Origin of the sequence: Acinetobacter sichuanensis (assembly GCF_003024515.2) — a bacterium.
In the GTDB taxonomy this organism is placed as follows: Bacteria; Pseudomonadota; Gammaproteobacteria; order Pseudomonadales; family Moraxellaceae; genus Acinetobacter; species Acinetobacter sichuanensis.
Map to the genome: position 1 here is coordinate 1 of NZ_PYIX02000017.1, position 19672 is coordinate 19672.

Annotated in this window: 12 protein-coding genes, 5 pseudogenes and 2 CRISPR repeat arrays (1 of these 19 cut by a window edge); of the genes and pseudogenes, 12 read left to right on the top strand and 5 right to left on the bottom strand. The window is 37.0% G+C overall.

From position 1 onward, the window contains the following. Positions 1-190: 190 nt before the first annotated feature. A complete protein-coding gene (locus C9E89_RS11140) occupies positions 191-1345 on the bottom strand; it encodes an acyl-CoA dehydrogenase family protein (RefSeq protein ID WP_107008493.1) in 1155 nt (384 codons plus the stop codon). A 254-nt stretch (positions 1346-1599) separates the two neighbouring features. Between C9E89_RS11140 and C9E89_RS11145 the strand changes: the two genes are divergently transcribed. From C9E89_RS11145 to C9E89_RS11165, 5 genes are all read left to right on the top strand, one after another. Then, the gene (locus tag C9E89_RS11145; protein ID WP_107008430.1) at positions 1600-2376 is read left to right on the top strand and encodes an enoyl-CoA hydratase; all 777 of its coding nucleotides are present in this window, start codon (positions 1600-1602) and stop codon (positions 2374-2376) included. A 3-nt stretch (positions 2377-2379) separates the two neighbouring features. Continuing rightward, positions 2380-3897 (top strand): 3-hydroxyacyl-CoA dehydrogenase, encoded by a 1518-nt coding sequence (locus C9E89_RS11150; protein ID WP_107008431.1) that lies wholly within the window; start codon positions 2380-2382, stop codon positions 3895-3897. Positions 3898-3907: 10 nt separating this feature from the next. Beyond that, entirely contained in the window at positions 3908-5110 is a 1203-nt protein-coding gene (locus C9E89_RS11155; protein ID WP_107008432.1) for a 3-oxoadipyl-CoA thiolase, read from the top strand. Between the two features lie 11 nt (positions 5111-5121). Then, positions 5122-6339 (top strand): CaiB/BaiF CoA transferase family protein, encoded by a 1218-nt coding sequence (locus C9E89_RS11160; RefSeq protein WP_107008433.1) that lies wholly within the window; start codon positions 5122-5124, stop codon positions 6337-6339. A gap of 284 nt (positions 6340-6623) precedes the next feature. After that, positions 6624-7472 carry an IclR family transcriptional regulator gene (locus tag C9E89_RS11165; protein ID WP_107008434.1) on the top strand — a complete coding sequence of 283 codons (849 nt, stop codon included), beginning with the start codon at positions 6624-6626 and terminating at the stop codon, positions 7470-7472. A 506-nt stretch (positions 7473-7978) separates the two neighbouring features. Here C9E89_RS11165 and C9E89_RS23800 read toward each other — a convergent pair. Beyond that, positions 7979-8110, bottom strand: a pseudogene (locus tag C9E89_RS23800) (IS5/IS1182 family transposase); the annotation flags it as partial. 251 nt (positions 8111-8361) lie between these two features. Here C9E89_RS23800 and C9E89_RS11170 point away from each other — a divergent pair. Together C9E89_RS11170 and C9E89_RS11175 are read left to right on the top strand one after the other, a co-directional pair. Further along, positions 8362-10580: pseudogene (locus C9E89_RS11170) on the top strand (TonB-dependent receptor). Positions 10581-10599: 19 nt separating this feature from the next. Further along, positions 10600-10826: pseudogene (locus C9E89_RS11175) on the top strand (IS982 family transposase); the annotation flags it as partial. A 212-nt stretch (positions 10827-11038) separates the two neighbouring features. On the opposite strand, the pseudogene C9E89_RS11180 reads toward C9E89_RS11175, so the two are convergent. After that, positions 11039-11206, bottom strand: a pseudogene (locus tag C9E89_RS11180) (transposase domain-containing protein); the annotation flags it as partial. 127 nt (positions 11207-11333) lie between these two features. Here C9E89_RS11180 and C9E89_RS11185 point away from each other — a divergent pair. The 5 genes and pseudogenes from C9E89_RS11185 to C9E89_RS11210 all read left to right on the top strand — a co-directional run bounded on the left by C9E89_RS11185 (position 11334) and on the right by C9E89_RS11210 (position 16070). After that, positions 11334-11908: pseudogene (locus C9E89_RS11185) on the top strand (flavin reductase family protein). Positions 11909-12801: 893 nt separating this feature from the next. Next, the gene (gene csx16, locus C9E89_RS11195) at positions 12802-13110 is read left to right on the top strand and encodes a CRISPR-associated protein Csx16 (protein ID WP_107008436.1); all 309 of its coding nucleotides are present in this window, start codon (positions 12802-12804) and stop codon (positions 13108-13110) included. A 16-nt stretch (positions 13111-13126) separates the two neighbouring features. After that, positions 13127-14284 carry a tetratricopeptide repeat protein gene (locus tag C9E89_RS11200; protein WP_107008437.1) on the top strand — a complete coding sequence of 386 codons (1158 nt, stop codon included), beginning with the start codon at positions 13127-13129 and terminating at the stop codon, positions 14282-14284. A 40-nt stretch (positions 14285-14324) separates the two neighbouring features. Further along, positions 14325-15062 (top strand): SDR family NAD(P)-dependent oxidoreductase, encoded by a 738-nt coding sequence (locus C9E89_RS11205; protein WP_107008438.1) that lies wholly within the window; start codon positions 14325-14327, stop codon positions 15060-15062. Between the two features lie 3 nt (positions 15063-15065). Continuing rightward, a complete protein-coding gene (locus C9E89_RS11210; RefSeq protein ID WP_107008439.1) occupies positions 15066-16070 on the top strand; it encodes a Gfo/Idh/MocA family protein in 1005 nt (334 codons plus the stop codon). 528 nt (positions 16071-16598) lie between these two features. Then, a CRISPR array of direct repeats spans positions 16599-17122; the repeat unit is 37 nt; unit sequence GTCTTAATCCCTTATTAATCAGGGTATGTCTTCAGAC. Positions 17123-17375: 253 nt separating this feature from the next. On the opposite strand, the gene C9E89_RS11215 is transcribed toward C9E89_RS11210, so the two are convergent. Further along, complete coding sequence (locus tag C9E89_RS11215; RefSeq protein ID WP_107008440.1) at positions 17376-18119, bottom strand: alpha-ketoglutarate-dependent dioxygenase AlkB family protein; 744 nt, start codon at positions 18117-18119, stop codon at positions 17376-17378. 14 nt (positions 18120-18133) lie between these two features. Next, on the bottom strand, positions 18134-18979 hold the full coding sequence (locus C9E89_RS11220) for a class I SAM-dependent methyltransferase (protein WP_107008441.1): 846 nt from the start codon (positions 18977-18979) through the stop codon (positions 18134-18136). A 416-nt stretch (positions 18980-19395) separates the two neighbouring features. Then, positions 19396-19672: direct repeats of the CRISPR family, unit length 37 nt; unit sequence GTCTTAATCCCTTATTAATCAGGGTATGTCTTCAGAC; it runs 111 nt beyond the window's last position.

A 19672-nucleotide genomic window follows, 5' to 3' on the forward strand; every position in this document is an offset into this window, starting at 1 on the left:
AGCAGGACCTGCGCCTACGATCACGACATCAAACTCCATCGATTCACGTTGAATATTGTTCAGTATCATATGATTTTTTAAGCTCTATTCTATTCTCAATCCGTAGAGAGCGAAAAGAGAATCACAAATAATAGAAAGCTTAGGGCTAGATCCTAAGCTAGAGATATATGGGGGATTCAGATCACACTATTTATTGAGTTTTGGCACGAACCATATTGCGTGCAATGATGATTTGCTGAATTTGGGTTGTGCCTTCATATAGACGGAATAAACGTACATCACGATAGAAACGTTCAATGGCATATTCACTGATATAACCTGCACCACCATGAATTTGCACACCACGATCAGCCACACGTCCACACATTTCGGTCGCAAACATTTTGGCACAAGAGGCTTCAGTGCTGACATTTTGACCTGCATCACGCAGTCGGGCAGCATCGAGTACCATACAACGAGCTGCATAAATTTCAGCTTTTGAATCTGCAAGCATGGCTTGAATGAGTTGAAAGTCAGCAATTGGTTGACCAAATTGTTTACGTTCGATGGCATATTGCAGTGAATCATCCAGCATGCGCGTCGCAGCACCTACGCTTAAAGCAGCAATATGAATACGACCTTTATCCAATACTTTCATTGCTGTTTTAAAGCCAACACCTTCTACACCACCAATCAACGCCGATGCGGGAATACGGCAATTTTCAAAAATGACATCACAAGTATGTGCACCTTTTTGCCCCATTTTTTTATCACGTTTACCTAAGGAAATTCCTGCGGTCTGACTGTCTACAATAAATGCAGAAATCCCCGCAGACCCCTTAATTTCGGTATTGGTTCGCGCCATGACCGTGAAGACACCTGCATGTGGTGCGTTGGTAATAAAGCGTTTGGTTCCATTTAAAATATATTCATCACCGTCTTTAACCGCAGTAGTTTTTAGTGATGCTGCATCTGAGCCTGAGTCAGGTTCGGTTAGACAGAACGATCCAATTATTTCACCGCTGGCTAAGCGCGGCAGGAAAAATTGTTTTTGTTCTTCGGTGCCATCAATGATCAAACCTGAAGCACCAATACCATTATTGGTACCAATTAATGAACGAAAAGCTGGAGATGTGCGTCCAAGCTCAAATGCCACATAGACTTCTTCTTCCATGGTTAATCCCAAACCTTCATAAGCTTCAGGGATGGTTAAGCCAAACAGTCCAAGTTCACGCATTTGTTGAATGACTTGCTGAGGAATTTCATCTGTTTCAGCAACGATTTCTTCATGCGGGATTAAAACACCTTCTACAAACTGTCGAATCATATCGACCAGTTGGTCTAAAGTTTCTTGATCACGAATCATATCCAAACTCCATTTTTTAAATTTCATCATAAAATCATATAAATTTACGCATAGATTAATTTAAACAATAAAATTAATCAATATTTTAAAATAAAATACCGCAGTGCAATATTTTTAATTAAAAATATTGCTATATTTTCTTTTAATGGTCATTAATTTTGCTAATAAATTAATTTTCTGTATAAAAATATTTGTTATTTTAATTTTATTGTGTATATTTTTAAATAAATACCGCTATGCAGAATTAGTTAATCATGAATAGTTATAAAGTATTAAAAATAGCACTTCACAATGATGTTGCAGTTATAGAGCTTAATCGCCCTGAAGCACGTAATGCGCTCAATCTTGAATTACGTCAGGAACTGTCAGCCATTTTTCAATCCTTATCTACAAACGCAGCAGTACGTGCGATTGTAATCACAGGGGGTGACAAGGTGTTTGCAGCAGGTGCAGACATTAAGGACTTTACTACAGCAAGCACTGTGCAAATGTATTTACGCCATACCGAACACTATTGGCAAAGCATCATAGATTGTCCTAAACCGATTATTGCCGCAGTCAATGGTTATGCTTTGGGCGGTGGTTGTGAGTTGGCAATGCATGCTGACATTATTGTGGCTGGGCGCTCAGCTCAGTTTGGTCAGCCTGAAGTAAAACTGGGCTTAATGCCCGGCGCAGGGGGCACACAGCGCTTGCTTCGTGCCATTGGGAAATTTAAAACCATGCAACTTGTACTAACAGGTCAATTATTTTCGGCTGAAGCTGCTGAACGTATGGGCTTGGTTTCTGAAGTGGTGGAAGATGACCAAACCATCCAACATGCCATTGCCATGGCGGAACGCATTGCTGCATTTTCTCCAATCGCGGTACAGCAAATTAAAGAAGTGACTCAACTCGGACAGGATTTACCTTTGCAAGGTGCTTTAGCACTGGAGCGTAAAGCCTTTCAAATTCTTTTCGATACACAGGATCAAAAAGAAGGGGTGAATGCCTTTTTTGAAAAACGTACAGCTCAATATCGTGGAGAATAAAGCATGACCATTCAAACTATGGCACTGATTGGTACAGGTGTAATGGGCATGGGTATTGCCCAAATCGCAGCGCAGGCTGGATTGGAAGTCCGTTTGTTTGATGTACAAGCAGGTGCAGCCGAACGCGGATTAAATCAATTAAAGCAGACGCTGGAAAAATTACAGCTCAAAGGCAAAATTACTGTACAACAACTTAATGAAACTTTAGCCCGTTTAAAAGTGATTGAACACATTGAAGCGGTGGCAGGAGTTGATTTAGTTGTCGAAGCGATTATTGAAAATATTGAAATTAAACAGAAACTTTTTTTACAACTAGAAAATATCGTTTCTGAACAGACCATTCTGGCAACTAATACTTCGTCTTTGTCTGTGACTGCGATTGCCGCAGCATTAAACATACCTTCACGGCTTGCAGGCTTTCATTTTTTCAACCCTGTTCCCTTAATGAAAATTGTAGAAGTGATCGCAGGCTTGGCAACGGAGGAGGTAGTCGTTGTTGATTTACTAGAACTGTCGCAACGTATGGGGCACTTGGGTGTTCGTACCAAAGACACACCTGGGTTTATTGTTAATCATGCTGGGCGTGCATATGGCACAGAAGCATTAAAAGCATTAGGTGAGGGTGTTGCCTCCGTTTCTGAGATTGATCGTATCTTGCGTGAAGGCGCAGGCTTTCGCATGGGACCATTTGAATTATTTGATCTCACAGCGCTTGATGTGTCTCACCCTGTTATGGAATCTATTTTTAATCAATATTATCAGGAAGATCGTTACCGTCCACATGCCTTAACTCGTCAAATGCTCGCAGCAAAAAAGGTAGGTCGTAAAGTTGGAGAAGGTTTTTACCGTTATGTTGAGGGAAAAAAAATCAACGAAGCGGCTGCACAACTTGTACCTGACGTAACTCAGTTTAATGCGGTCTGGATTTATGCCGATTTGAAACATGATGATTTGATTTTACGTCAATATTTACGTGAAAAAAATATCACGCTTGATGTTGCTGAACAACCTGCTGCGGACAGTTTGATTATCTTGGCAACTTATGGTGAAGACACGACGACTGCCGCATTGCGATTGGGTGTAGATGCAACACGTGCTGTCAGTATTGATTTATTAACAGACTTTGCTAAGCACCGTACTCTAATGCCTTCAATTGTTACACAAAAAGAATATGTAGATCAGGCACATGCTCTATTTGCACAAGATCAGCATGGTGTTTCAGTTATTGAGGAAAGTATGGGTTTTATTGCACAACGTGTACTTGCCATGGTGATTAATTTGGCGTGTGACATTGCACAACAACAAATTGCTTCTGCAACCGATATTGATCAGGCAGTACGGCTAGGACTGGGCTACCCATATGGACCCATCTCATGGGGTGATCAACTCGGTTCACAGCGTATTTTATTGATCTTAGAACGTATTTTACACAATACAGGAGATCAGCGTTATCGCCCAAGCCCATGGCTACAACGTCGAGCACGTTTAAATTTATCTTTACTACATAGCACAACAATTTAAGGAAAAGTGTATGTTAAATGCCTATATTTACGATGGTGTACGCAGCCCATTTGGTCGTCATGGTGGCAGTCTTGCAACGGTTCGCCCCGATGATTTGGCAGCACAGGTGATTCGTGCACTGCTCAATAAGCATCAATTGCAAGCCGATATTTTTGATGATGTCATTTTGGGAAATACCAATCAGGCAGGTGAAGACAGTCGTAATATTGCACGGCATACCACACTATTAGCAGGTTTGGATGTTCATACTCCTGCACAAACGGTGAATCGTTTATGTGCTTCGGGTTTAGCGGCAGTGATTGATGCGGCACGGGCGGTCAGTTGTGGTGAAGGAGAGATTTATCTTGCAGGTGGTGTGGAGTCAATGTCACGGGCACCCTTTGTCATGGCAAAATCGGAACAGGCTTTTAGCCGTGATTTTAAAATGTTTGATTCAACGATAGGGGCACGCTTTCCAAACCCTAAAATTGAACAACAATTTGGCAATGACACGATGCCACAAACGGGCGATAACGTAGCCGTTGCCTATGGGATCACTCGAGAACAAGCTGATTTATTTGCAGTTGCATCACAAGCGAAATATGAAAATGCTCGTCAGGCAGGATTTTTTAAGGATGAAATCGTTGCAGTAGAGGTATCACAGGGAAGAAAATTACCCGCGAAATTACTTCAAGAAGATGAACATCCTCGTCCTACAACAGATCTAGCAGTTTTGCAAAAATTACGCCCTGTATTTGCCGAAGGTGTTGTGACTGCGGGGAATGCTTCAGGTGTAAATGATGGTGCGGCAGCATTGATTATAGGTTCTGCACAAGCAGAACAAACATTGGGCTTTAAACCAATGGCAAAAATTTTATCTTCAGGTGCTGTGGGAATTGAACCACGTATCATGGGTGCAGGACCTGTGGCAGCGATTGAATTGGCATTGAAACGTGCAAATCTGACTCTGGCAGATATGGATATCATTGAAATCAATGAAGCTTTTGCATCACAGGTATTATCATGTTTAAAAGGATTAAAACTTAAACTGGATGATCCACGTGTCAATCCAAATGGTGGTGCAATCGCAGTGGGTCATCCATTGGGTGCATCAGGCGCACGTTTAGCCCTAGGTACAGCACGGGAGTTACAGCGCCGTGGTCAGAAATATGCAGTGATCAGTCTATGTATTGGTGTGGGGCAAGGTTTGGCAATGGTCATTGAACGCGTTTAAAGGAAATAGTCATGGGTGCGTTGAAAGGTATTCGCGTTTTGGATCTCAGCCGTGTATTAGCAGGTCCTTGGTGTAGTCAAAATTTAGCAGATTTAGGCGCTGAAGTTATCAAAGTGGAACGTCCAAAAACAGGAGATGATACTCGTTTATGGGGACCTCCTTGGATGAAAAATAATTTAGGAGAAGATACACATGAAGCAGCTTATTACCAATCAACTAACCGTAATAAGCTCTCCATTGCCATTGATATTTCAACAATAGAAGGTCAAGAAATTATTCGTACTTTGGTTGTTGATTCAGATGTAATCATTGAAAATTATAAAACAGGCTCATTGAAAAAATATGGTTTAGATTATGAGTCTTTAAAAATAATTAATCCTAAGTTAGTTTATTGTTCTATAACTGGTTTTGGTCAAACAGGCCCTCGTGCCACTGAACCTGGATATGATTTTGTCATTCAGGGTATGGGAGGGCTCATGTCCGTAACAGGTGAAAAAGATGATTTACCAGGGGGTGGACCACAAAAAGTAGGAGTAGCATTTTCTGATTTGACTACAGGTTTATATTCTACAATTGCGATTCAAGCAGCTTTATTAAATAGAGTGAAAACAGGATTGGGGCAATGTATTAATATGGCATTATTAGATGTACAGGTTGCTACCCTTGCCAATCAAGGAATGAATTATTTAGCATCAGGTGAAATCCCTAAACGATATGGTAATGCACATGCTAATATTGTTCCTTATCAAGTATTTAAGGCTATAGATCAAGATTTTATCATCGCCTGTGGTAATGATAAGCAATTTATTGCTTTAAGTCATGCGATAGGTTTACCTGAATTACCTGATGATCCACGTTTTAGAACGAATACCTTGCGTATCAAATATCGTAGTGAAATTGGTGCTCTATTATCAAAGCATTTTTTAAGTGATACAGCTCAGCATTGGGTAAATTTAATTCATGCTGTCAAGGTTCCAGTGGGTTTAATTAATAATTTAGAACAAGCTTTGAAAGAACCCCAAGTTTTAGCACGTAATATGCTCATTGAAATGAAACATCCATTAAAGGAAAAACTTAAAGTTATTGGATCACCTATTAAAATGTCACGTACTCCTATCGAGTATAGAAAACATCCTCCTTTATTAGGTGAGCATACTGATGAAATTTTAAGTCAAATTTTAGATCAGGAATATCTCATGAAATTACGTAAACGGGGTGTTATTGGATGACTTGATATGTTTATTAGTTTATTAAGCTGATATTTTAATTAGCATCCTATTTTAAGTGCATGGTATCTATAGATTTTGTTGTAGATACCTCAATATTATTTTCAACCAAATCCATCAAATCATCAATAGAATGTGTGGGCGATTGGTACATATACAACTAAATGTTCAGTTACTTTTATAAACCAAAAAAATAGAAAATATAGCAAGTTGCTTTTTGCTATTAATCTAAATTTTGTATTATAATTTTCGCTATGCGAAACAAATGATGGAAAATTGGAAGTTAAATGACTAATAAAAAAACAGACTCAAGCCCAGTAGATAAGTTTGAAACCTCTTTAAGGCATGAGCTTTTGCATCCTATTGAAGACATGCAAGATGAAAATGACCGTCAATACGTGACTGCCTTAGCCCGCGGCTTAGAGCTTTTACGCTGTTTTTCATCAAAACATCAACATTTAGGTAATCAGGAATTGTCACAAATGACAGGTTTGCCTAAGCCAACAATTACAAGACTAACACATACATTGTCTCGATTAGGTTATTTAAAACAGGTATCTAATTCGAGTAAATTTCAGTTGTCTGTAGGAGTGTTAGCATTTGGTTATTCTATGTTATCAAACCTATCTATACGTTCTATAGCACATTCATATATGAGTGATCTAGCTGATTATGCAGGTGCTGCTGTGGCTATGGCAACACGTGATCGTTTGAATATGATTTATTTGGATGTTGTTCAAGGTAAAGGCAATGCGACAATGCGTCGCCAAGTAGGTACTTATTTACCTATACATCAAAGTTCAATGGGACGTGCTTGTTTAGCTATTTTACCTGAAGATGAGCGAGAGTTCTTATTAAATGCGATTAGGACTAAATATAAAGATGACTGGATTAAAATTAATCGTGACTTAGATAAAGCTTTTAAAGATTATCAAGATTATGGTTATTGTTTTTCAATTGGAGAATGGCAAAAGGATGTTAATGCTGTTGCAGTACCTTATTATAATGAACAGCATGGATTACTCGTTTTTAACTGTGGTGGTCCAAGCTTTATTTTAAATAGGGAAAAATTAGAAGATGATATTGCACCACGCCTCTTACATATGGTGAATAATATTCATAGTGAGCTTGGATAGTTCTAGATTTTTTATATAAAGCACAAGTATTTTTCATCATATTGGCTTTTTTGAAGCAAAAATATTTGAAAAATACTTGTTTCATCTTCATCATGTAAATATTGACTATTTTTAAATAAATTTCTCTGACTTTATGTAAATAATGATCTCTTTATTTTTAGTTTTTCCATTTGATTATGGCACTTACTTGTGGGTTATGTGCTGGCTCTAATTATTATAATCAACCTTTAATTTACACAATGGCGAAGACTTTAGGCACGACTGTAGAACAATCAGCAATAACGATTGTGATCAGTCAATTAAAACATAATTTAATGGTTAATCTATTGGTTATTTAAGAACATCTATTTTAATTAAAATAAATATAAAACAAATACTTATAATTTTATGTGATGCGTATTGTACGCATCATACTATATCTGTAAATTTCGCTATAATAAAAATTTCATGCATAGTTAGTCACTTCATGAAAGTTTATGTAATGGGCGAATAGAATTAGATATTGAAATATAATTTAAATCTGCATCAGCAGTCAGATGAATTTTAGAACTATTTCCACCAAAAAATTTATAAATATCCTGACCTTTTATTTCAGAAGAATGTTGATGTGCCTGAACATGGCTACCATCAATAAAAACTCATTCCATATGATCAATATTGATACTTACAATTAAATACAGTTTAATAATGAAAAAAAATTTTATTGCCAAAAAGCGTCTATGAATTAGAATACTTTATTTAAGGTATTGAATATAAAAAATAATTTAATTTTATTAATAAAGATGTAGCTATTTTTTAATAAGATTGCATTATTTAGTAATAAAAAATAATTGACTAAAAACCAAACAGGAATTATGTTGATAACAATTATCATTACCATTTATAATTTATGAAAAAGCCACCTTCAATATTTGCACCTAAAAATTTTTTCCCAATATTGGCAACAACAGGGGCAATTTTCATTTCTAATTCAAGTTTTGCTGAAAATGCAGATCAAACACTACCATCAGACAGTACGATACAACAGTTAGAAACAATGACATTCACAGCATCACGTGCTGATGGTGTACAAGAAAATTCTAAACAAACAACAAAAATAGATGAAAAACAGTTGGAGCTTTTAAAGCAAAGCTCAGCAGGAAATATTGCAACGGTTTTGGCTAAAACAGTCCCTGGTCTTGCAGATTCGAGCCGTACAATCACTGATTTTGGACAAACTTTACGTGGTCGCAATGCACTGATTTTAGTTGATGGCATTCCTCTTAATTTAAGTCGAGAAACCTCTAGAGGGCTTTCTGGTATTGATCCAGAAAGTATTCAGAATATTGAAGTTATTCGTGGAAGTAATGCTATTTATGGCGGTGGTGCAACGGGTGGTATTATTTCAATCACGACCAAGAAAGCAGGAGGAGAACCTGAAGCAAAAACCGTTGTAGGCTTTCAAACACCATTAACTAATTTTAGCCATGACGCTTTAAGTGCTGATATACATCAGTATTTTTCTGGAAGTTTAAATGATTGGGATTATGCCTTAGATTTTGGATATAAACGTACAGGTAGCTCTTATGATGCAAGTGGTGATCGTATCGCACCAGAGCCTAGTCAAGGTGATTTATTTGACTCTGACGCTTATAGTATTGGCGGAAAATTAGGCTATCATATTGATGATCATCAATATATTCAACTATCCGCAAATTATTATACCGCTGACCAAGACTCAAAATATGCTGCTGATCCAAGTGTAGCAAAGCTACCAGCTGGTAGTGTACCAGCGAAAGCGATAAAAGGTTTAAAGTTGGTAGACCAGAACCAAAATGAAAGTCAGGTCTATAATTTGACTTATAAAAATAAAGATCTCTTAGGTAGTAAATTCGATTCACAGATCTATTACCGTGACTTTTATACGCGTTTTAACCCAACAGATGGTAGGAATCAAGCAAACCGTGCCAATACCATTAATCAGGGATATCAAGAAAATGATGTTTTTGGTAGTCGTTTTACATTTAATACACCTCTTCATTTTTTAGGTGATAGCTCACTGGTGTGGGGAGGGGATTTTATCCGTGAACAAAGTAAAATGCCTTTAGATACCTTTGATCCTGCAATTTATGATCAATCTGGCGGATTAGCATTTGTCAAAAATGGCAATCTCATCTACCTACCAGAGCTTACAACACAAAGTATGGGTGTCTTTGCACAATTAAAACATCGTTTTAATGATCAATGGTCTGCTGAAGTGGGTACTCGTTATGAAGATAGTTTTGCAGAGGTCGATGATTTCATTCCACTAACACAAGCCAACAAACCAAACCCATATACAGTAAAGGGGGGTAAAGTTAAAGCAGATGCATGGTTATACAATGCGAGCATCACTTTTAGCCCTGTAAAAAACATTCGATTTATGGCTCTTTTAGTCAGGGTTTTCAACTCCCAGATGTTGGTTTAGTGATTCGTAATGCAAATACTGGATTTGATTTAAGTTCTTCATTTCTAGAACCCGTTAAAGTTGATAACTATGAACTTGGTTGGAATGGTGATTTCGATCGTATTTCATCGAGCTTAGCGGTGTTCTACTCAACCTCAGATCTAGGCGCAGTGCAGTCATTTAATAATGGTCTTAGCCTTGCGCGAACAAAAGAAGAAGTGACTGGGGTTGAAGCTACTTTTGACTATCTAGATCAGGACGGAATTTGGGGATTGGGTGGTAGTGCAACATGGATGAAGGGACGTGAAACACCGCAAGGACAAAATAAAGATCAAAGAATGACGGGGTATCGTATTCCACCATTAAAACTGACATCTTATATTTCTTATAATCCATCAGATACGTGGACAAATCGCTTACAAGCCACTTATTGGGGTTCTCAGGATTATCCCTTAGATGGAAAAGAAAGCTTTGGTCGATATGATGCAAAAACATATACAACCGTTGACTTAATGAGTAGTTTTGATGTGAATGCTAAGAATAATGTCAGTATTGGTTTAGAAAATATTTTCAACAGAAAGTATTATCCTTTATATAGCCAATTATTGCGTAGTAATAACAATATGAGCCATTTATTGGCTTCTGGTATCACTTTAAAAATCGCATATAGTCATAAGTGGTAATGTTACCAGCTGATTACATGTTTTAGACCCATTTGATCATGATGTATTAAAAAATGAGGAATTATTGAAGCACGATTCAATCTTATAAAGAGTTAATTTGATCTTGAGTATACTCGACATAGATCAAAAATAGGATTATTGACCACAATTTTCTCTGCTTTGACCTTATATGCGTTGGTACTTGTGAATGGGTATAATTCAGGTATTCAGCAGATTTTAAAACCCATTAAGTTAAAATCTGCTTAAGCCGAATTCACGTTATACAAATTCAGAAGCTGACGACACGATGAAGAGTAGAAATATCAGTGATGTAGTTAGTGATATGAAACAGAGAAAATTAAATCCAGATAAATTTTTAATATCTTATATAATTGATTTTAAAACAGGTGTTCCTATTATTTGTATTAAATAATAGAGGTCTAGCAGCTTTAAGGTAAGCATCTGAACCCTACTTGAACTCAAGCAGAGTTCCATTTATGTAACAACAAGTCTTCAATGTCTTTCATCTTGTGGGTCGGCAATCTTGTCAGCACATCTGTTAAATAAGCATAAGGATCAAGATCATTGAGATTGGCTGACTAAATAAGTGTTATGATAGTGGCGGTACGCTGACCACTTCCAAATGAACTGGAAATAACCAAATCATATTCCTAAAAATTTATGGGAACAAAATATGAATCGATTATCCTATTTACCTCCTGTAAAAGATGATGTTGAATGGAAAGCTGTTGATATTTAAATGTTGAGCATCATATGGCAATTCAATCTGTAGCCCTTGAAAAAGCATATCGCTTATTAAATCATGGACCAACAGTGTTAGTGTCTGCGAAGTACAAAACACTGAAAATGTAATGGCTGCGTCATGGGCATGTGCATTGGAATTTTCTCCAGCAAAAGTTACCGTTGTACTGGATAAAATGGCATTTACACGATCTCTTGTCGAGCAGAGTGGATGGTTTGTTCTACAAGTACCTGTTGCACGGCAAGCTCAAATGGTTGTAGATGTTGGAAGTGAAAGTCTAAAAGACCATCCAAATAAGTTAGAGGAATATGGAGTCAACTTATTTTATCAAGATGATTATTTGCCTCCGTTGGTAGAGGGCTGTGTAGCTTGGCTAATATGTAAATTGATTCCTGAACCTCATAATCAACAAGCTCATGATCTTTTTATTGGTGAAGTCGTCAGTGCTTGGGCTGATGATCGCGTCTTTAAAGATGGTCATTGGCAATTTGATGATGTGCCTATGGAGTTAAAAACACTTCACTATATTTCTGGTGGACAATTTTATGTTATAGGTCAAAGTCTTACGGCAAATAAAGGACCTTGATTGAGCTTAAAAATTGTAGATTTTTACTGTATTGGAATCTTTTAATGAACCAATACAGTTTTCAAAAATGAGTTCAACTAAAGTCATTTTATTCATTTTACTTTAATTACTCATCTTACGTTTGCTTTGGCACATATTTCTTGGAAAAGCTCAGGGTATGTTTTTAGACTTCTGATTAACCAATCAGTGTACTAGGGATAAAGGTCTTAATCCCTTATTAGTCAGGGGAAGTAAAAAATCACGTCACAACAGATGCTGTACTCAGGCATAGCCTTCGTCTTGCACAACGGAAAAACGTTGTTTTTCTGATCGTTGCTCATCCCTTATCTTGCGCCTACTTCGAAACATGTTTCTCAGAAAGGCTCAGGATATGTCTTCAGACAAAATGTCAAAAGTAATCGTATCTTGCAAAACGTCTTAATCCCTTATTAATCAGGGTATGTCTTCAGACACCAGCGCACATCTAGGTATTCTGATTCATCGTCTTAATCCCTTATTAATCAGGGTATGTCTTCAGACTCTACCCTCATTTTTTCCTTTTGTAAAGCAGTAACTTACACGGGTCAAATATTTCAAATTATGTATCAGTAAAGTTGCTGTATGTGTAAATATTTCACAATTTTTCTGATATATTCTTAAGTTTATAATTTTAAATGTTTTTCTTAATAAATTTATGTCAATATGAATTTTGTAAATAGACATAACATTTACTCCTGTTGATATAGGCTGATCAAATGATATTTGAAGTGAAAAATATATGCTAAACATGCGATATTTTATAATACATGACTATAAAGTAAATGACTTAGCTGTTAAAACATAAGCTTATAGAAAAATACAGCAGTCAAAATAAACGTTATCTTAATGACATCAACAACAAGGAAAAAGTTTTTATGACCACATATTTTATTACACGTCACTCAGGAGCTTTACAATGGGCGGCACAACAAGGTCTCTCTTATGATGTGCATTGTGAGCATTTGGATGATTTAGAACAATTTCATGCAGGAGATGTGGTCATTGGAACATTACCGATTAATATCGTGGCGGCTTTAAATCAAAAAAATGTCCGTTATATTCATTTATCTTTAGATTTACCACCGCATTTACGTGGTATAGAGCTTAATGCCGAGCAGCTACGACAATGTAAAGCCACATTAGAAGAATTTCAGGTAACACGTTTACCTTATTTATCAGTATAAATAGTCATGGAAATATATGAAAGAATCTATTTTTAAGTTAGCACAGCATATTGAGCAATTGTCATCCTTATTTCAAGCAGGAAAATCTATACAAGCTCAACAGTATTTTTCTCAATTAACATTGACAGAACAAGATGATTTAGAAGGATGGATGGCACATCAACTATTACAAAGCCCTAAAAACAAACAAGATTTACCTGAAGTTGTGTCTTTACATATTGCAGCTTGGCAAGCCTATTATCAACATCAGTATATAGATGCACATGCCATTTTTGCACAGATTTTAATGCAACAGGATTGGCAAAATCTTGTACCAACGGCAGCTTTAGGGTTGGCTAAAGTATATACCCGAACAGGACATTGGCATGCTGCTCGTGCATGGGCTATTTATTATTTGTCTTTAGCACGACAATATTTACATCATTTTGATGTAGCAAAAGGTTATGGTGCTTTGGCAGAGGTTTTTTTACGTGCTAATTATCCACAAGAAGCTTTGGCGTGTTTTCAAACCGCTTATCATTTAATGCCTGTAGGACATGGACAGCAGGCTCGCCAATACAATTTTATGGCATCAGCATTGATGCGTAATGGTGAATATGATCGGGCTGAAGATTTGTTACATGCGAGTCGTCAAATTAGCCGTCAGCAATTGCAAAAAGATGAGCATGATCAAGATGCTCACTTAAGTTTTCTACATAGCACCATGCGTTTTTGTTGGTTACACATGTTGCGTTCGGGTGAATATAAACATGCTCTTGCTGATGAATTTGCAGAACGCATGATGAAAGGGAATAGAATCGAAAAAGGATTAAATGCGATGCCATTTGGCATGATGCGTGTCGCTTATGGGACATCGTGCTTGATGAGTGGCTATCAGTCTTTAGGGCAAGAGCAACTGAATTTGGCAAAAGACATTTTTGGGCAAAATATGTTGATGGAATATCAATGGGTGTTACGTATATTCAGTCATCATCCAAATACTGAAAGCCAAATCTGCTTAAAAAGTTTACAGCCAGTGTTTGATTTACAAGTGATTGATCCACCTGAAAACCCTCAGGTTTTAGATTATACATGGCAAAAACCTATATTAAATAATCAAGGTTTCCATGCTTTAACGGCAAGTTATCAGCAGCACACTGATATTGTCGACTTATGGCGTTTATTTTTTATTTAATGATTAACTCTGACTTTAAAATAATTGAATAGGATAAAACATGAAGTTATTACAAGAAGTGAAAACAGCATCAAGTATTATTGTGACAGGGGCAGCAGGTGGTATGGGGCGAACTTGCTGCCAATATTTGGCAGAATTAGGTTGGTCAGTCTTGGCAATTGATCATAACCAAGTACGTTTAAGTCAATTGCAACATGCCAATATTAAAACTTTAGCGATTGATTTGGCAGATGATGATTTACTCCCCAAAACCCAACAGGCTTTACATGACCTTCCTCCTGTTTGGGGTTTAATTAATTTAGCAGGCATTTCAAAAGGTTCAGATGTTGAACATTTAGACCTAGAAGATTGGCAACGCTCTTTTGATGTCAATGTGACACCTGCCTTAAAACTGATTCAGTTGCTTATACCGATCATGAAACAAAATGGTGGAGGCAGCATTGTCAATGTCAGTTCACCTGTAGGATATATTGGCGCACGTAAACCCAGTTATGCAGCGAGCAAAGCGGCTTTACATGGTTTAACAATGAGTTGTGCGCGTAACTTAGGGCAATACAATATTCGAGTCAATTTACTTTTACCAGGAACAACCATTACTGAAATGACCAAAGATTGGAGCATAGAACGTCAGGCAGCCATTGCCGAAGAAAGTCTACTCAAACGTTTATGCACACCACAAGAAATTGCAGAAAGTTTGGCTTTTCTACTCAGTGAACACAGTCGTTATATGACAGGCAGTATTTTAGATCTAACCTGTGGCAGTATGTGGGGGCATTAATTGATGGTTAAGCAAAAAATTCGTTGTATTTTATTGGGTTTGGGTAATCAAGGTTGTGAACATCTTGCTGCAGCCATTGACCATCCTGATGTTGAAATTGTGGCAGGTGTAGACAGCTCTACTGAGCGTCATACACTGATTGCCAAACAGTTCCCTATGCTCAATTTGACTTTTTTTAGTCAGTTAGAAGATATCGTTTCAAGTGGATTTATTTTCGATGCTTTAATTTTGGCATTGCCACACCATGCTTATGAACCGATTTGGCACAAACTGCTAGACTTACAAAAACCAATGCTTAAAGAAAAACCTTTAGGTCGAGATTATCAAGAAGCCAAATACTTTATGCAAAGTGCCAAATTGGCAAAATGTGGCTTAAGAACAGCAATTCAACGTCGTAACCATGCCAGCTATAAATTCCTCTTTGATTATTTAAAACAGCATCATTTGACTGTCACTGAGTTACATGCACATTTACATTTAGGTAAATCAGGAAAAAAATCAACAAGTACCGAGCATAATTGGCGTGAAGATCGACGTTATGCAGGTGGCGGTGCATTATTAGATGCAGGTTATCATTTGATTGATTTAATTCAATTTTTAGTCGGTGATTTTGATGTAATCTCTTCAACTATGTGGAATGGACAACAGGCAGATAACGGAAAAGATATCGAAGATCGTTGTTGGTTTACAGGTCGCTCAGCGCAAACTTGGATTATGCTAGATACTTGGGTAAAAGGCGAAAGTGATCTACAAGGGGGTTATATCAAATCTGAGCAAGTCTTATTACAAACCTCACAGGGTATTTTACGCGCAAACCGTGAAGGGGTGTGGTGTAATAATGAGCAACTATTTAGTAGTGCCAAAGATTGGTCTAATGCCATGCAAAAGCAACTCAGTCATTTTGCTCAAAATATTGATTATAACACGTGGTATGATGATCTGATTTTAGACCAGTTGCCTGCCATGCGAAAAATTGAGGAAGCTTATCGTTTATCTTCAAGATATTGAAATATAATAAAATAAAAATATAACAGCAGATTTGTCTGCTGTTTTTTATTCTATCTGTTTTTGCCGTGAGTTTGGAACATTTACTTGGATCAGCTCAGGCATAGCCTTCATCTTGTGCAACGGAAAAACGTTGTTTTTCTAATCGTTGCTCATCCCTTATCTTGCGCCTACTTCGAAACATGTTTCTCAGAAAAGCTCAGGGTATGTCTTCAGACAGATAACGCTTTGCATTTTGATGAAAGCAATATGTCTTAATCCCTTATCTTGCGCTTATGTCAAAGCAGTGCTTTTCCAAAAAAGCTCAGGGTATGTCTTCAGACAAATGAATAAAACTAACCTCTCTTCTAAAGAGATGTCTTAATCCCTTATTAATCAGGGTATGTCTTCAGACTGGACTGAACGAAGCAATACGACTTGAGAAGGAGTCTTAATCCCTTATCTTGCGCCTACTTCGAAACATGTTTCTTAGAAAAGCTTAGGGTGTGTCTTCAGACTCTCAACTTTCACATCAATCATTCTCAACAAATTGTCTTAATCCCTTATTAATCAGGGTATGTCTTCAGACAATAACTCTCCAGTATCTCGAAACATTTTGTAAGTCTTAATCCCTTATTAATCAGGGTATGTCTTCAGACGTAATATACGACACATGTAAATCGAAAAAATCGTCTTAATCCCTTATTAATCAGGGTATGTCTTCAGACCCGTAACCATCCCAACTATGGGCAGGTAAAGGTCTTAATCCCTTATTAATCAGGGTATGTCTTCAGACTCATCGCAGCGGGTTTTGCACACTACCTAATCGTCTTAATCCCTTATTAATCAGGGTATGTCTTCAGACAGTTGCATGTGGATACCAATCAATCTACACGGAGTCTTAATCCCTTATTAATCAGGGTATGTCTTCAGACCGATTCTATCGCGATCAAACACAACATCAAGGTAAGTCTTAATCCCTTATTAATCAGGGTATGTCTTCAGACCTTGACCAGTAATCAATAACACTATCTTTGAGGTCTTAATCCCTTATTAATCAGGGTATGTCTTCAGACTCTACCCTCATTTTTTCCTTTTGTAAAGCAATAACTTACACAGGTCAAATATTTCAAATTATGTATCAATAAAGTTGCTGTATGTGAAGATGTTTCACAGTTTTTCTTATAAGTATAAAAATAAAAGTATTGCCTAGTTTTAGTGGAAAAATTGTAATTACATTTAAAAAAGATATGAAATAGGGAAATATGCATTTTTTCCTCAAAATTTTAAATGAATGAGTTCACTGTATCGCTGAAAATACCAAATTTCTCACAGTTCTGTGGGTGAATGAATTTGTCTAAATGTCATATTGAGCCTTCCTTTACTAATTTTTGCCTGCTTCGGTACGCTGTGTTGCCAATAATGTTGTAATTCACCTTGCATGATCAGTAAATCACCATGTCCTAAACTAATCTCAATTTTATCACTATGGTCATCGTTGCGACGCAGTACAAAACGACGTGCTTCCCCAAAATTTAATGAAGCAATAGTCGGATTTTTGCCAAGTTCTTTTTCAGCATCAGTATGCCAAGAAAGATGATCTTGCCCACTACGGTACCAATTAAGCAATACACTATTAAAATGATGTTCAGAAACTTTTTGTAGTTGTTCTCTCATCCACAACAATGCAGGGCTCCATGGCTTAGGGTGCAGTAAAATCCCTGAATATTTGTAGCTTTTACCTGTATCACCATACCAAGCAGAAACACGGGGCAAAGTATGTTCTTTGCCATACATTTTAATCGTGTCCTGATGCCATGCAATATTCTTCCAAACAAGATCATTGATGTTTTCTACATTATGCCAATTGGTTTCATTCCATGCATATTGATCATTTTCAAAAAAAACATCTAAGGTACGGTCAGCAATTTTTTGATCAATAAATTGTGGGATATAAATCAGTTTGCCATGCGGCACCACGATTTCATGTCCACGTCCAAATGACGGTACCGTTGATGTATAGTTTTTTGTGCCAAATCCCTGAGATACTTCTGCAAATAAATCATTGAACATGATGTGTTCCTTATTTAAAGTTTAATAGCATAAGCACGCATTGACACTGGGCGTGTTTGAGGATTTTGATAATATGAACGAAACTCATCAATTTTTATATCTTCGACATGATTCACATAGGTTTTACGTGGCATCAAAAGCTGATGTAATTTGTCAAAACCAATATTACCTGAATAGAAGTCTGGACTTGTAGCAAATACAAAATGCTGTCCAACGCGTTGCTTTATCTGTTGGCTAAGTGCATATAAGCTAACTTTACCTTGGTGGTACATGTCTAAAATATTACTAAAAAAATGAATATATGGGTAGCCTTGCGCATTTTTTGCTAAAAAGTCAGGGGCTAATTCATCAAAGGTGCAGGCATGCGCGGTAATATTAATTTTAATATCTTCGGCTTTGGCTTTTTTCTCGATCCAATAGATCGCACGGCGTAAAGCAATAGGCGATGGCTCAATTAAAGTAATATCTAATTCAGCAATATGATGTTTTGACTCAAGTAAATGATCAATAAAAGCAAGTGTGGCAATTCCTTGACCACAACCATAATCGACAATATTCGCTTTGACGGGATTGTCTAGGCTAAATTGTGATTGTTGTTGTGTCATATTCAAGAGATGACGCATGCGTTGATAGTGCGCTAAACCATAAAAAGCCATATAACTAGTTAAGTCATCAAAGCTTTGTAGTGGGTTTTGGGCACGTGCCGTACGTTCTGAAAATTTATAATATTGAAAACCTGCCAGTAAGTTTTCTTTAAAAAAATCAACGTGGCTCATATATAAACGAGAAAAATTTGAAGCATCTACAGTATTTAAAAATTGTTCTTCAAGCTGATTTTGAAAATTGATTATCGCGTTCATGTTGTATCATCCAATGTTTTTGTGTTGAATGAACTGTAATATTTTTAGGTGATAATGTACTTATTCACAAGCTTATGAAAATATCTAAACCTTATGTTTTGGTTTTTTATTTAATTTTAGTATATGTTTTTTATACTTATTTTTGATCTAACCTAGGCATAAGCTTTGTCTTGCACTTGGATTAGACATTGCTTGATGTTTTCCAAGTTTATTCTTTATTGGTCAGAAGAAGTCAAAAAGACCATCTCACAACATATACCCAACTCAGGCATAGCCTTCGTCTTGCGCAACGGAAAAACGTTGTTTTTCTAGTCGTTGCTCATCCCTTATCTTGCGCCTACTTCGAAACATGTTTCTCAGAAAGGCTCAGGATATGTCTTCAGACTGATTCATGTTAGCGACGGATTCCTTTCTACGTCTTAATCCCTTATTAATCAGGGTATGTCTTCAGACCTATCCTTCAATCATATCATCAATGCGGGTTATAGTCTTAATCCCTTATTAATCAGGGTATGTCTTCAGACGACACAGAAGTCGCATTAGGAATGATAGCACTTGTCTTAATCCCTTATTAATCAGGGTATGTCTTCAGACCTCTCGCTGTATCTGCTTTAGGATTATCTTGGTGTCTTAATCCCTTATTAATCAGGGTATGTCTTCAGACATAGAACATGAGGGAACTGATCTACTAAC